Source organism: Nocardia carnea (genome assembly GCF_029868325.1).
Taxonomy (GTDB): Bacteria; Actinomycetota; Actinomycetes; order Mycobacteriales; family Mycobacteriaceae; genus Nocardia; species Nocardia carnea_C.
On the sequence record NZ_JARWNW010000136.1, the window covers coordinates 1 to 12,425 of the forward strand.

A 12,425-nucleotide genomic window follows, 5' to 3' on the forward strand; every position below is an offset into this window, starting at 1 on the left:
CCCGCGCCCCCCCCCCCCAACCCCCCCCAAAACCCGGCCCACCCCCCCCCCAAACAACTTTCCCCGCCCCCCCCCCCCCCCCCCCGCCCCAACTACGTGGGGTATCCGATATCAGCCCGCGCTCGAATTATCCGGCAGGAATGTCGAGATCTCGGGGAAGAAGATCAGGAGCAGCACCACCGCGATCGCCATCGGCAGGAACCACAGCGAGGCGACGAACACATCCTTCAACGGAATCTTGCGGCCGAGATTCACCTCCGGATCCTTGACGATCGAGTGGATCACCATCGCCAGCACACCGACCGGCGGTGACAGGATCGCCAGTTCGCCCATGAACACCGTGAACGCGCCGAACCACAGCAGCGAGATATCCAGGCTCTCCAGGGTCGGGATCAGGATGGGGACGGTCAGCACCATCATCGGCAGCGGGTCCATGAACGCCCCGAGCAGCAGGTACACCACGACCATCAGCAGCAGGAATTCGACCCGGCCGAGTTCCATCCCCGCGATCAGATCGGCGAAACCGTTGCTGATACCGCTCAAGGTCATCATCCGCGACAGCGCCTCGACGCCCAGCAGGAGCAGGAACACCGCACCTACGGTCGACACCGTGCCCACGGCCCCGTCGGCGAGCGCCTGGAACGCGCCGCCGGTCTTACGCTTCCACAGCAGCACCACGCCCACCGAGCACAGCGCCGCCGCGGCACCCGCCTCCGTCGCGGTGAAGATGCCCGACAGCATGCCGCCCACGATCACCAGCATCAGCACCGGAACGGGCCAGACCTGCACCAGGCTGGTGAGCTTCTCTTTCCAGGGCACGCTCTCGGTGCTGCGGCCGCGGTTCGGGCCGGCCAGATCCTTACCGAAGACCGCGAACAGGATGATGGCGAGGGTGAACAGAATCGCCACCAGGATGCCCGGGCCGATACCGGCGAGCAGCTGTTTACCCACCGGAACCTCGGCGATCCCCGCGTACAGCACGAGCAGGATGCTCGGCGGGATCAGCTGCCCGGGCAGCCCCGCCACGATGACGGCGCCGATCGCGAGCCGGCGGTCGTAGCCGGCCTTGAGCATTTCGGGGATACCGATCCGGCCGAGCGCATACGCGGTCCCGGTGGTCGAACCGCTCACCGTCGACAAGCCGGCACCGGCCACATTGGTGCCCACCGCCAGGCCGCCGGGTAGCCAGCCGAGCCAGTGCCGCGCCACCGCGTAGAGGTTGGCGGTCAGACCGGACCGCCACATCAGCAGGCCCATCAGGACGAACATCGGCACCACGCTGAGGGTCCAGCTGGCGACCTGGTGGTACGGCAGTGATGACAGCGCACTGGCCACGGTTTTCTCACCACGAAGTGCGTAGAGACCCGCGAACGACGGAATGATCATCGTCAGGGCCACCGGTAGGCGCAGCAGCAGCAGGGTCAGCATCATCACCAGAGCCGCGCACCCGATCGCCTGCGGCTTCAGCGGCATGAACATCGCCGCGACGGTGCCCAGCAGCACCACGACGAGGACACCGAAGACGGACCAGGAGCGGAGCAGGTGTGTGCGGCTCGGCCCGACCGGCGGTGGGGTGAGGGAGCGGGTGCCCGCGTTCTCCGCGGGCGCAGCGGCGGTGGTCATTTCTTCTCCGAATCCGATGTCGTGCCGGCCGGGACCGCACTGCTGTGCCCGGCCTGGATCTCGCCGCCGATATCGCCGGCCACGGTGGCGTCCTCGTCCTCGGTCTCGTCTTCGGCGCCACGTAGCGCCCGAACCGCGGCGAAGCCGAACTGAACGGTGAGCACGGCGAAGGCGACCGGTACGAGGAACAGCACCGGCCACGACACCAGCGTCGAAACCCCCGCCGTCTGACCGATATCCCGGGCGTGCAGGGCTTCCTCCAGGCCGAACCAGGCGAAACCGGCGGTCACGATCAGGGCCAGGACGTATCCACCGGACAGGACCGCCCGGCGGGCCGGGCGCGGGAGGTAGTGCGTGACCAGGTCCGCGACGATGTGCTCGCCGCGCGCCTGGGCGGCCATGAATCCGAGCAGCGCGATGATCGGCAGGTAGATGTACTGCGTGATCTCGAGGGTGTTCTGGATGGGGCTCGAGGCGAACGCCCGGAGCAGGGCGTTGGCGGTCACATGGATCATCATGACGAAGAGCACGATGACTGCCGGGACCTCGATCAGGAGCCGCAGCCGGTTGGGCCGCGCACCTGAAGCGCGCGCTGATGCGCTCATGTGAACTCCGCAGGATTTGAGGGATGGAACGCGGTGGCGGGTGGGAGTGACCACGCGGCGCGACCGCAGGTGCTTCGGTCGTGATCCACGTCACCGAAGTTGTGAATATCATTCGCCTGAATTCGCGCCAAGTCAAGCTTTCATGCGAATCATTTGCCTTAACTACCTCGAGGCCGCTCGGCCGACCCGGTAGCGGACGGCGCCTGCGTGCCGGCCTATACGCCCACCGAGGGGCTTGCCGGGTCCGTTTTGCCGCGGGCCGGCCGCTGGTCCGCAGCCGCGGCGCTGCACGCGCACATAGGGGCAGGCGACCGATAACCCCTGCACACTGACACCCGGTTACCCGGGTTCACGCACAGCCGGACGGCCGAGCACCCCCACGTGTGTCGGCAGCACACTGATGCTGTCGACGTTCACGTCGGTGGGTGCCGCCGGCGGCCGGTGTACTCCGCCCGCCGGCACGCGAGCGGACCTATTCCGCCAGAGCGCTCAGCTCGGCCGCGAACTTCTCCCGCGCCTGTTCCTCCAACGCCGGCAGGTGATAGCTGGGGAACAGGCCGTCGTGCGGTGTGGCATCGCGCAGCAGCTGGCGGGCCAGCCCGATCTTGTGGATTTCGGTGGCACCGTCCGCAAGACCCATGTGGTACGCCTCGAACAGCCATTTGCCCAGCGGAAGTTCCTTGGATACGCCGAGCGAACCGTGCAGCTGCACGGCCCGGGAGGTCACGTCCAGCAGCACCTTTGGCATCGCGGCCTTGACCGCCGCGATGTCCTTGATGACCTTGCGGTAGTCGTTCTCCTTGTCGATCCGCCACGCAGTACGCAACACCAGCAGCCGGAACTGTTCGAGCTGCAGCCACGAATCGGCGATCATCTCCTGGACCAGCTGTTTATCGCCGAGCCGGCTGCCGCGCGTGGTCCGTGAGACGGCCCGCTCCAGCATCATGTCCAGCGAACGCCGCACCAGGCCGACCGTGCGCATGGCGTGATGGATACGCCCGCCACCCAGCCGGGTCTGCGCCACCTCGAACCCCTGCCCCACTCCGCCGAGGATATGGTCCTTGGGAATCCGGACATCGGTCCAGCGGGTGTAGGCGTGGGTGCCGACCTCGTAATCGTGACCCCACACGCCGGTATTGCGGACGATCTCGTGCCCCGGTGTCTCGGCCGGGACGATGAACTGCGACAGCCGCCGGTGCGGTTCGGCGTCGGGATCGGTGACGGCCATGACGATGAAGAACGAGGCGAACCGCGCGTTCGAACCGAACCACTTCTCGCCGTTGATCACCCATTCGTCACCGTCGAGGACGGCGGTGGTTTCGAATTCGACCGGATTGGAACCGCCCTGCGGTTCGGTCATGGCGTAACAGGAAACGATCTTGTTCTCGATCAGCGGCGCGAGATACCGCTCCTTGAGTTCGGGCGTGCCGTAATGCGCGAGGATCTCGGTATTGCCGGAATCGGGGGCCTGGCAGCCGAAGACGATCGGGCCCGAATGGGTGCGTCCGACGATCTCGTTGAGCAAGGCCAGTTTCAGCTGACCGTAACCCTGTCCGCCCAGTTCGGGACCGAGGTGCGTCGCCCACAGCCCCTTCTCTCGGACCTTGTCCTGCAGCGGCGGGATCAGCTTCTGGCGCAGCGGATCCCGTAGATCCCACGCATGGGTGATGACCTGGTCGATCGGCTCGACCTCCCGGGTGACGAATTCGTCGGCCCAGTCGAGCACCTGCTGGTACTCGGGGTCGGTCTCGAATCCCCAGCTCATATCCTGGTTCCTTTCTGAAAAGAGGTCTGCGGGCGCGGTCAGCGCATCGCGGTGCGGCCGCCGTCGACCGGGATGATCGCGCCGGAGCTGTAGGTGGAGCCCGGCCCGGCAAGGTAGAGCGCGGCGCCGACGATCTCATCGGGATCGCCCGCGCGGCCCAGCGGTAGCGCCTGCAGTTTCTCGGCGACCGCGTCCATATCCCAGGCCTTGCTGATATCGGTGAGGAACGGCCCGGCCATGATCGCGTTGACCCGCACCGCCGGCCCGTAGGCCTGCGCGAATCCCTTGGTCAGGATGTTCAGCCCGGCCTTGGCGGCCGCATACGGCAGGTCGTCGGGGGTGGGGCGCTCCGAGGCGATCGAACTGATATTGATGATCGAGCCGCCCCCGGCGGCGGCCATCCGCGGCGCGATCAGGGTCGTCAGGCGGAACGCGCCTTTGAGGTTGACGTCGAAGACCTTGTCGAACAGAGCCTCCGAGATCTCTTCGAGGCTCGAGTACAGCGGGGACATCCCGGCATTGTTGACCAGGACGTCGACCTTGCCGAACTCGGCGTAGACGCGGCTGACCAGTTGGTCCTGCGCATCCCAGTCGCCGACGTGGCAGGCGACGGGCAGGGCCCGGCGGCCGGTGGCCGCCGTGACCTCCGCGGCCAATTTCTCACAGCTGTCGAGTTTGCGGCTGACGATGACCGTATCGGCGCCGGCCCGCGCGAACGCGAGCACCATTTCGCGGCCGAGTCCGCGACTACCGCCGGTGACCAGCGCGACCTTACCTTCCAGCGGAAGTGCCGGAGCCGTCATGGTTGTTCCTCCTTGTGGGGCGCGGGCGCCGCCATCAGCGCGGTGCCATCCGGATGGCACCGTCCAGCCGGACGACCTCACCGTTGAGCATGGGGTTGGACAGGATATGCGCCGCCAGCGAGGCGAATTCCCGCGGATCGCCGAGCCGGCCGGGATGCGGGGTCTGGGCACCCAGCGAGGCCTTCGCCTCGTCGTTCAGGCCCGCCAGTAGCGGGGTGTCGAACAGTCCGGGCGCGATGGAGACGACCCGGATCGCCAGCGAGGCCAGATCCCGTGCCAGCGGCAGCGTCATCCCGGCGACACCGGCTTTGGAGGCGGCGTACGCGGCTTGGCCGATCTGCCCCTCGAATGCGGCGACCGAGGCCGTCGTCACGATGACGCCGCGCTCCTCCCCCTCGATATCCAGCCGCGACATCCGTTCGGCGGCCAGCCGCACCACATTGAACGTACCGATCAGGTTGATCGTGACGACACGGGTGAACACGTCGAGCGGGAAAACACCCTGCCGGCCGACGACGCGCAGCGACCGGCCGGTTCCGGCGCAGCTGACGACCGCACGCAGTTCGCCGAATTCCTCGGCCGCGTCCAGTGCGGCCGCCACGGCGGTTTCGTCGGTGATATCGGCGGGGGTGAACAGGGCGTTCGGCCCGAGCTCGGCGGCGACCTCGGCCCCGTGCGAAGCCGGCAGATCGAGCAGGACCACTTTCGAGCCCTGATCGAGCACCTGCCGGGCGGTCGCCAGGCCGAGCCCGGACGCGCCGCCGGTGACGAGGGTGACTTTGCCGTTGATGTCCACGTGTATGCCTTTCGGTCAGAGACGTTCGATGAGCAGGGCGTTGGCCATACCGCCGTGTTCGCACATGGTCTGCAGGCCGTAGCGCCCGCCCGTGCGTTCCAGTTCGCCCACCATGGTGGCCAGCAGGCGCACACCCGACGCCCCGATCGCGTGGCCGAGCGAGATGGCGCCGCCGGCGGGGTTGAGCCGGGCCGGGTCGGCATCGAATTCCCGCGCCCACGCCAGCGGTACCGACGCGAAGGCCTCGTTGACCTCGTAGATATCGATCTCGTCGAGTGTGCGGCCGGTGCGGTCGAGCAGTTTGCGGGTCGCGGGGATCGGCGCGGTGAGCATGTACAGCGGATCGTCACCGGCGACCGTGAAGTCGACGAAGCGGGCGCGCGGCGTGAGCCCGAGCTGGGTGGCCTTCTCCTCCGACATGATCAGGGTTGCGGCGGCCGCGTCGGTGAGCGGCGAGGAATTGCCCGGAGTGATCATCCAGCCCAGGCCGGGGAAACGCCGGTCCGAATCCTCGGAGTGGAACGAGGCCCGCAACGTGCCCAGGCTTTCGAGCGTGGTCGCCGCGCGGATCGTTTCGTCGGTCTTGTGGGCGCCGCCCGGTACCGGCACCGGCACGATCTCCCGGTCGTAATGTCCGGCAGCGGCGGCGGTCGCGGCCCGCCGATGCGATTGCTGCGCGTATCGGTCGACATCGTCGCGAGTCAGCCCGTACTTCTGTGCCACCAGTTCGGCGGCCACCCCCTGGCTGATCCAGCCCTCCGGGTAGCGCTGGGCGAGCCCGGCGCCGACCAGGTTCCGGCCCATCGGGGCGGTACCCATCGGCACCCGGCTCATCGATTCCACACCGCAGGCGATCACCACATCGTAGGAGCCCGCCAGCACGCCCTGCGCCGCGAAATGCACGGCCTGCTGGCTCGAACCGCAGGCGCGGGTCACCGTGGTGGCCGGGGTGGATTCGGGCAGACCCGCCGCCAGCGCGGCGGAGCGGGTGATATTGCCGGCCTGTTCCGCGGCCTGGCTTACACAGCCGCCGATGACATCGTCGATGAGGACGGGGTCGATATCGTTCCGCGCGACCAGCGACCGCAGTACCTCGGCCAGTAGATCGATCGGGTGGATATCGGACAGGGCGCCACCGGCCTTGCCCTTACCCGACGCCGAACGGACGACGTCGACGAGCACGGCACTACGCATGGATCCTCCAGAGAAATGTGGAACAGATGATGAGCGAACCGGTCAGGGCGCGACCGGCGCGGTGACCTGCGCGACGAGATCGCGGCGCACCAGTTTCCCGGTGGGTGTCTTGGGCAGTTCGTCCACGAACACGACCTCGTCGGGCGTGCGCGAACCCCGCAGGCGTTCGCGGCACCAGGTCCGGATGGCGGCCGTGTCGGCGTGTCCGGGGCCGGCCGGGACGATCACCGCACAGATCCGTTCGCCCCATTCGTCGTCCGGTACGCCGATCACGGCGACCTCGCGCACATCGTCGTGGTGGACCAGCACATCCTCGATCTCGGCCGGAGCGATGTTCTCGCCGCCACGGATGATGGTGTCGTCGGCGCGGCCGCCGATATAGAGGTAACTGTCCTCGATGCGGGCGCGGTCGCGGGTGGGGAACCAGCCGTCGGCGTCCAGCGCCGACCCTTTGCCCATGTATTCGCCGCTGACCTGCGCACCCCGCACCCACAGCAGGCCGGTTTCGCCGGCGGCCAGCACGGTGCCGTCCTCGTCCCGGATCTCGGCCTCCATCCCCGGAACCACCCGGCCCACCGACGACAGCCGGCCGCGTAGCGACGGGTCCGCCATGGCCTCGCGGTGATCGTCGGGGCCCAGCACCGCGATGGTCGAACTGGTTTCGGTCAGCCCGTAGGCGTTGACGAATCCGGTCTCCGGGAAAGCGCGGAGGGCCCGTTCGAGGACGGGTTGCGGCATCCGGGCACCGCCGTAGGCCAGGGACACCAGGTTCGGTGCGTCGCCGGGGGCGCCGTCGAGGTGCTCGACGACGCGGGCGAGCATGGTCGGCACCACCATGGCACTCGTGATCCGCTCGCCACGGACGATATCGAGCCAGCCCTGCGGAGTGAAGTCCGGCAGATGCACCATCCGCCGTCCCGCGTAGATGTTGCTGAGCACGGCCCCCATCCCGGCGATGTGGTACGGCGGCGTGCTGACCAATGTCGCATCGTCCTCGGCGGCGGACCCGAATTCCACGGTATTGAGCAGATAGGACAGCAGATGCTGGTGACGCAAGAGCACGCCTTTGGGCGCGGAGGTGGTGCCGCTGGTGAACAGCACGATGGCGGTGGCATCGTCGGGGGCCGGTTCGGTGGTGCCGGGTTCGGCGGCCCGGGCCAGGTCCAGGAACTCCGCGCTGGTCAGCACCGTCTCGGCGGCACCGTCGAGGGTGTCCCGGTAGGCGGGGTCGGCGACGATCAGCGGTCGTTCGAGTTGCCCGACGAGATCGCGCAGCTGATCGGCTGCCAGCCGGTAGTTCATCGGCGCCAGCGGGACCCCGGCGCGGGCGGAGGCGAAGGTCAGCACCGGCAGTACCGGGCCGTTGACGCCGACGAACACCAGATGCGCGGCACCGTACCGGGCCAGGACCGCGGCGCCACCGGAGGCCACGTCGCTGAGCTCCTGATAGGTCATACCCGCATCACGCCGCCCGAGCGCGAGCCGCTCGGGATGGACCGATGCGGCCATGTCCAGAACCATTTCGATACCCATTGCACCACCTGGTGAGAACGCTTGGATTGTTGATGTGCACCCGAGGTGCCGAGCCACGCGCGGCAGGGAGACTTTCGGGCCCGTCGCGGCTAACGATAACAACTATGCGCCGGAATATGAAAGAAATCATGACAATGGTTCGTAGGAATGTGTAGTCTCCGGTAGGTGGGTGCCTCCGGCCGCTGCGTGCGACGGCACCCCGTTACACGTCACACAGGGAAGGCATGAGGTGGATCGATGAGGGATCAGGACCCGGTGGACGTCACCGCACTGACGTCATGGCTCGACCGTAACGAGGTGGGCACCGGGCCCGTCACCGATATCGTCCCGTTGACCGGAGGCACCCAGAACATCCTGGTGAAATTCACCCGGGACGGGACCGACTACGTGTTCCGGCGACCGCCGCTGCACAAACGCGGCAACAGCGACGAGACGATGCGCCGGGAGGCGCGCCTGCTCGCCGCGCTCGCGGGTAGCGAGGTACCCCACCCACGGCTCGTCACCGCCTGCGACGACCTCGAGGTCATGGGGTGCGTCTTCTTCGTCATGGCGGCGGTGGAGGGTTTCACCGCCACCACCGAAGTTCCCGAACCGCATGCTTCGTCCGCCGAGTTGCAGCATGCGATGGGCCTGTCCATGGTCGACAGCGCGGCGGCACTCGGCGCGATAGATCCGGCCGTCCTCGGCGAAGCCCAGCTCACCCGGGCCAACGGCTGGCTCGACCGGCAGGTCGGCCGCTGGCGGCGCCAGCTCGACTCCTATCACGAGCTCGACGGATGGCCCGGACCCGAACTGCACGGGGTCGACGAGATCGGCCGCTGGCTCGACGCGCACCGGCCCGCAGCGTGGCGCAAGGGAATCATTCACGGCGACTACCACTTCGGCAATGTCATGTTCCGGCGCGACCGGCCGGCCGTGGCCGCCGTCGTCGACTGGGAACTGGGCACCGTCGGCGATCCCCTGCTCGACCTCGGCCACCTTCTCGCGACCTGGCCCGATCCCACCGAAACCCGCACGGTCGGGCTCGCCCGGCAGCTCGACGGACTCCCCGGCCGCGACGAGCTGATCGCCCGCTACGCCGACGTCAGCGGCCGGGATATGACCGATTTCGACTGGTATCAGGTCCTGGCCTGCTACCGGCTCGCCATCATCCTCGAAGGCACCTATGCGCGTGCCTGCGCCGGGAAGGCCGATACCGCGCTCGGCCACCGCTTCCACGGTGTCGCGCAGGCACTTCTCGATCAAGCCCGCGGGCTGGTCCGGATGCCGTCCGGATCCGCCTGACCAGAAAAGGATTCACGATGACCGAAGCTGTGCTCGACCCCGCCACCCCCGTGGACTACCGGTACCTGCGCTACGAAACACACGACGACGGCACGATCGTGCGCATCGTGCTGAACCGCCCGAAATACCGCAACGCCCAGAACCGTGGGCTGCTCGTGGAACTCACCCACGCCTTCCTGCGGGCGGAAGCCGACGATACGGTGCGCGTAGTGATCCTCGCCGGCGACGGACCCGTATTCTCCTCGGGCCACGACCTCGGCAGCTCCGACTACCGGGCCGAACGGGAACCCGGGCCCGATCAGCACTGGTCCTTCACCTGCACCGGGGCCACCCACGATGCCGTCGAATCCCGTTTCCACCAGGAGTGGCACTACTTCTACGAGAACACCCGGCGGTGGCGCAAACTCCGCAAGATCACCATCGCCGAGGTGCACGGCAACGTTTTCTCCGCCGCCCTCATGCTGGCCTGGGCCTGCGATCTCATCGTCGCCGCGGAGGGCACCCGGTTCGCCGATGTCGTCGCCACCCGGCTGGGTGTCTGCGGTGTCGAATACTTCGGCCACCCTTGGGAATTCGGCCCACGCAAGGCCAAGGAGCTATTACTCACCGGCGACAGCCTCGATGCCGAGGACGCACTCGCGCTGGGCATGGTGAACAAGATCTTCCCGGCCGAGGCACTCGGCGAGAACACCCTGGAATTCGCCCGCCGGATCGCGCGGGTGCCCAGTATGGCGGCACTGCTGGTGAAGGATTCGGTGAATCAGAGTCAGGACGCGATGGGCTTCACCACCGCGCTCGACGCCTGCTTCTCCATCCACCAGCTCAATCATGCGCAGTGGACGCATATTTCGGGCGGTAAATCCCCGGTCGGCACCCCGGAATACGGACTGCCCGACTGGAAGACGGCGCCGCCCGTGGAACGGGCAGATCCCTACCGGCCCTGATCGGATGGGTTCTCCCGCGGGGCGCCGGCCGCTTGCGGTTCCGCGGGGGAACCGTCCGATCTTCCGGCGGCGCTGATCGCCCGGACCACCGGTCGATCAGCCGCGGGTTCCCCAGGCGATCGGAGTATCGAGGACCTCGGGGTAGTTCTTCTCCTCGTATCGCCAGATCCCGTCGATATGCTCTTCCATCGCGGTCAGTGCCGCATCGGCATCCCCGGCGGCCACCGCCTTGTAGATCTTCTCGTGGATATCGCAGGTCGCCACGCGGTGGCGTTCCGGGTACTCCATCCCCACCGCGGAGCCGTCGAGCATATCCAGCAGCGCGTGGATCAGATAGCCGAACAGCGCGTTCCCGGAACCCTGCGCGATGGTGTCGTGGAATACCCGGCTCATCTCGACGAAGATCTCCTCGTCGTCGATGTGCTCGCGCATATGGTCCACCGAATGTTTCAGGGTGGCGAGTTGTTCGTCGCTGATCCGGTCGGCCGCGAGCCGGGCCATCATCGGCTCGAGCGCCGTCCGGGCCTCGACGATGGTCCGGAACGGCGCATTCTCGAATTGCAGCAGCAGCGTGATCGCGGTCTGCAGACCCATACCGTCGGGCTGCTGCACGATCGGGCCGCCGCCGGGACCGGGTTTGAGGGCGATAACGCCCTGGAGTTCCAGGAACCGCAACGATTCCCGCAGTGTTCCCCGGCCGATCTCGTACTCTTCGAGCATCAGCCGTTCCGGTGGCAGTTTGTCACCGACCTTGTTGCCGCGTTTGTTGATGCCCTCGACAATGCGCTGTGCGACCAACATCGCGGTCTTCTGTGGACGAAGCCCTGGCTGTCCCACTACACATACCTCCATACGGTCAGGCCGCTCCCCCGCAACCACTGGAGTTCGAGCCCCGACAATCTATGATTATGTTTACCTCATATTGAGGGCGAATACCATCCCGAACTGCTTCGTGTCCACCACACGGACCCCGTCGACAGCGCCCCCGTCCGATGCGAGCGGCGACACGTCCCGCCCGTCCCTGCTCACCCGCCATCCGCGATCTCGTCGACGAGCCCCCATTCGAGTGCACACTGCGGGCCCAGCGCGATACCGGTGACGAACAGGTGCAGCGCCCGCCATCGGCCGATCCGCCGGGGCACGCTCACGGTGCCGCCCGCGCCGGGGATCAAGCCCATCGTCACTTCGGGCAATCGGATCACGGTATCCGGGGCGGCAACGATATGTCCGGCGAATGCGGAGATCTCGATCCCGGCACCCACACAATGGCCGTGCAGCCGGACCTCGGTGCGCTCCGCCAGCCGGGCCATCAGCCGAGCCGCCCCGCCGCGGGTCCGGATCTGATGGGCAGTCGCGGTATCGGGAGTGTGGCCGAACTCGTCGAGATCCCCGCCGGCGCAGAACGATGTCCCGGCACCGTCGAGCACAATCCTGCCGAATGTGCCGGCGAGCAGTGCTGTACGCAATGCCTCGACCAGAGCGTCACGAAGTGCCGTGCCGTAGGCATTACGGCGCTCCGGGCGGTTCAACGTGATACGGAGGGTATCGCCGTCCGCTGTGAGGAGAACCGGATCGGATTCGGGCGCCGGCGGTAGCGGCCGCCCGAGCCTGCGGCGTTCCGCCAGCCAACGGCCGAACTCCGGGCCGCCCTGGAGGGTGGAGTACGCGAAGGACTCCACGTCGATGGCCGCCGGCACCGGCAGCCCCTCCGAAGCACGTACTACCTGCGCGGCGAAACTCGCCGCCCGCGGGTACCGCCGCATACAGTCGGTGAACTCGGCGACCGCGCGCTCGGCGTCGTCGGTCACGACAACCGCCCGGTCGGCCGGATCCACCGCTCCCGCGGCGTAGGTCAGGTCCAGCGCAGCCGTCAACGGC

At 67.6% G+C, this 12,425-nt stretch carries 11 protein-coding genes; 2 read left to right on the top strand and 9 right to left on the bottom strand.

The genetic code is table 11. The features are described from left to right. Nucleotides 1–111: 111 nt before the first annotated feature. From QH196_RS10005 to QH196_RS10035, 7 genes are all read right to left on the bottom strand, one after another. Complete coding sequence (locus QH196_RS10005) at nt 112–1,623, bottom strand: TRAP transporter large permease (protein ID WP_280415483.1); 1,512 nt, start codon at nt 1,621–1,623, stop codon at nt 112–114. After that, on the bottom strand, nt 1,620–2,228 hold the full coding sequence (locus QH196_RS10010; protein ID WP_280415484.1) for a TRAP transporter small permease: 609 nt from the start codon (nt 2,226–2,228) through the stop codon (nt 1,620–1,622). The genes QH196_RS10005 and QH196_RS10010 overlap by 4 nt, the downstream gene beginning before the upstream one ends. Before the next feature lie 472 nt (nt 2,229–2,700). Beyond that, a complete protein-coding gene (locus tag QH196_RS10015; protein ID WP_280415485.1) occupies nt 2,701–3,993 on the bottom strand; it encodes an acyl-CoA dehydrogenase family protein in 1,293 nt (430 codons plus the stop codon). Between the two features lie 38 nt (nt 3,994–4,031). Then, nucleotides 4,032–4,796, bottom strand: coding sequence for an SDR family NAD(P)-dependent oxidoreductase (locus tag QH196_RS10020; RefSeq protein WP_280415486.1), 765 nt, complete (start codon nt 4,794–4,796; stop codon nt 4,032–4,034). A 34-nt stretch (nt 4,797–4,830) separates the two neighbouring features. Continuing rightward, nucleotides 4,831–5,592, bottom strand: coding sequence for an SDR family NAD(P)-dependent oxidoreductase (locus QH196_RS10025; protein WP_280415487.1), 762 nt, complete (start codon nt 5,590–5,592; stop codon nt 4,831–4,833). Nucleotides 5,593–5,607: 15 nt separating this feature from the next. Next, nucleotides 5,608–6,786 (bottom strand): thiolase family protein, encoded by a 1,179-nt coding sequence (locus tag QH196_RS10030; protein WP_280415488.1) that lies wholly within the window; start codon nt 6,784–6,786, stop codon nt 5,608–5,610. A gap of 42 nt (nt 6,787–6,828) precedes the next feature. Further along, a complete protein-coding gene (locus QH196_RS10035) occupies nt 6,829–8,319 on the bottom strand; it encodes a class I adenylate-forming enzyme family protein (RefSeq protein ID WP_280415489.1) in 1,491 nt (496 codons plus the stop codon). Nucleotides 8,320–8,556: 237 nt separating this feature from the next. Here QH196_RS10035 and QH196_RS10040 point away from each other — a divergent pair, with 237 nt between their 5' ends. Continuing rightward, entirely contained in the window at nt 8,557–9,603 is a 1,047-nt protein-coding gene (locus QH196_RS10040) for a phosphotransferase family protein (RefSeq protein WP_280415490.1), read from the top strand. 17 nt (nt 9,604–9,620) lie between these two features. Beyond that, nucleotides 9,621–10,547 carry an enoyl-CoA hydratase gene (locus QH196_RS10045; RefSeq protein ID WP_280415491.1) on the top strand — a complete coding sequence of 309 codons (927 nt, stop codon included), beginning with the start codon at nt 9,621–9,623 and terminating at the stop codon, nt 10,545–10,547. 96 nt (nt 10,548–10,643) lie between these two features. On the opposite strand, the gene QH196_RS10050 is transcribed toward QH196_RS10045, so the two are convergent. Next, a complete protein-coding gene (locus tag QH196_RS10050) occupies nt 10,644–11,348 on the bottom strand; it encodes a FadR/GntR family transcriptional regulator (RefSeq protein WP_280415492.1) in 705 nt (234 codons plus the stop codon). Between the two features lie 224 nt (nt 11,349–11,572). Beyond that, a partial coding sequence (locus tag QH196_RS10055) for an enoyl-CoA hydratase/isomerase family protein (RefSeq protein WP_280415493.1) occupies nt 11,573–12,425 on the bottom strand: 853 nt, incomplete at its 5' end.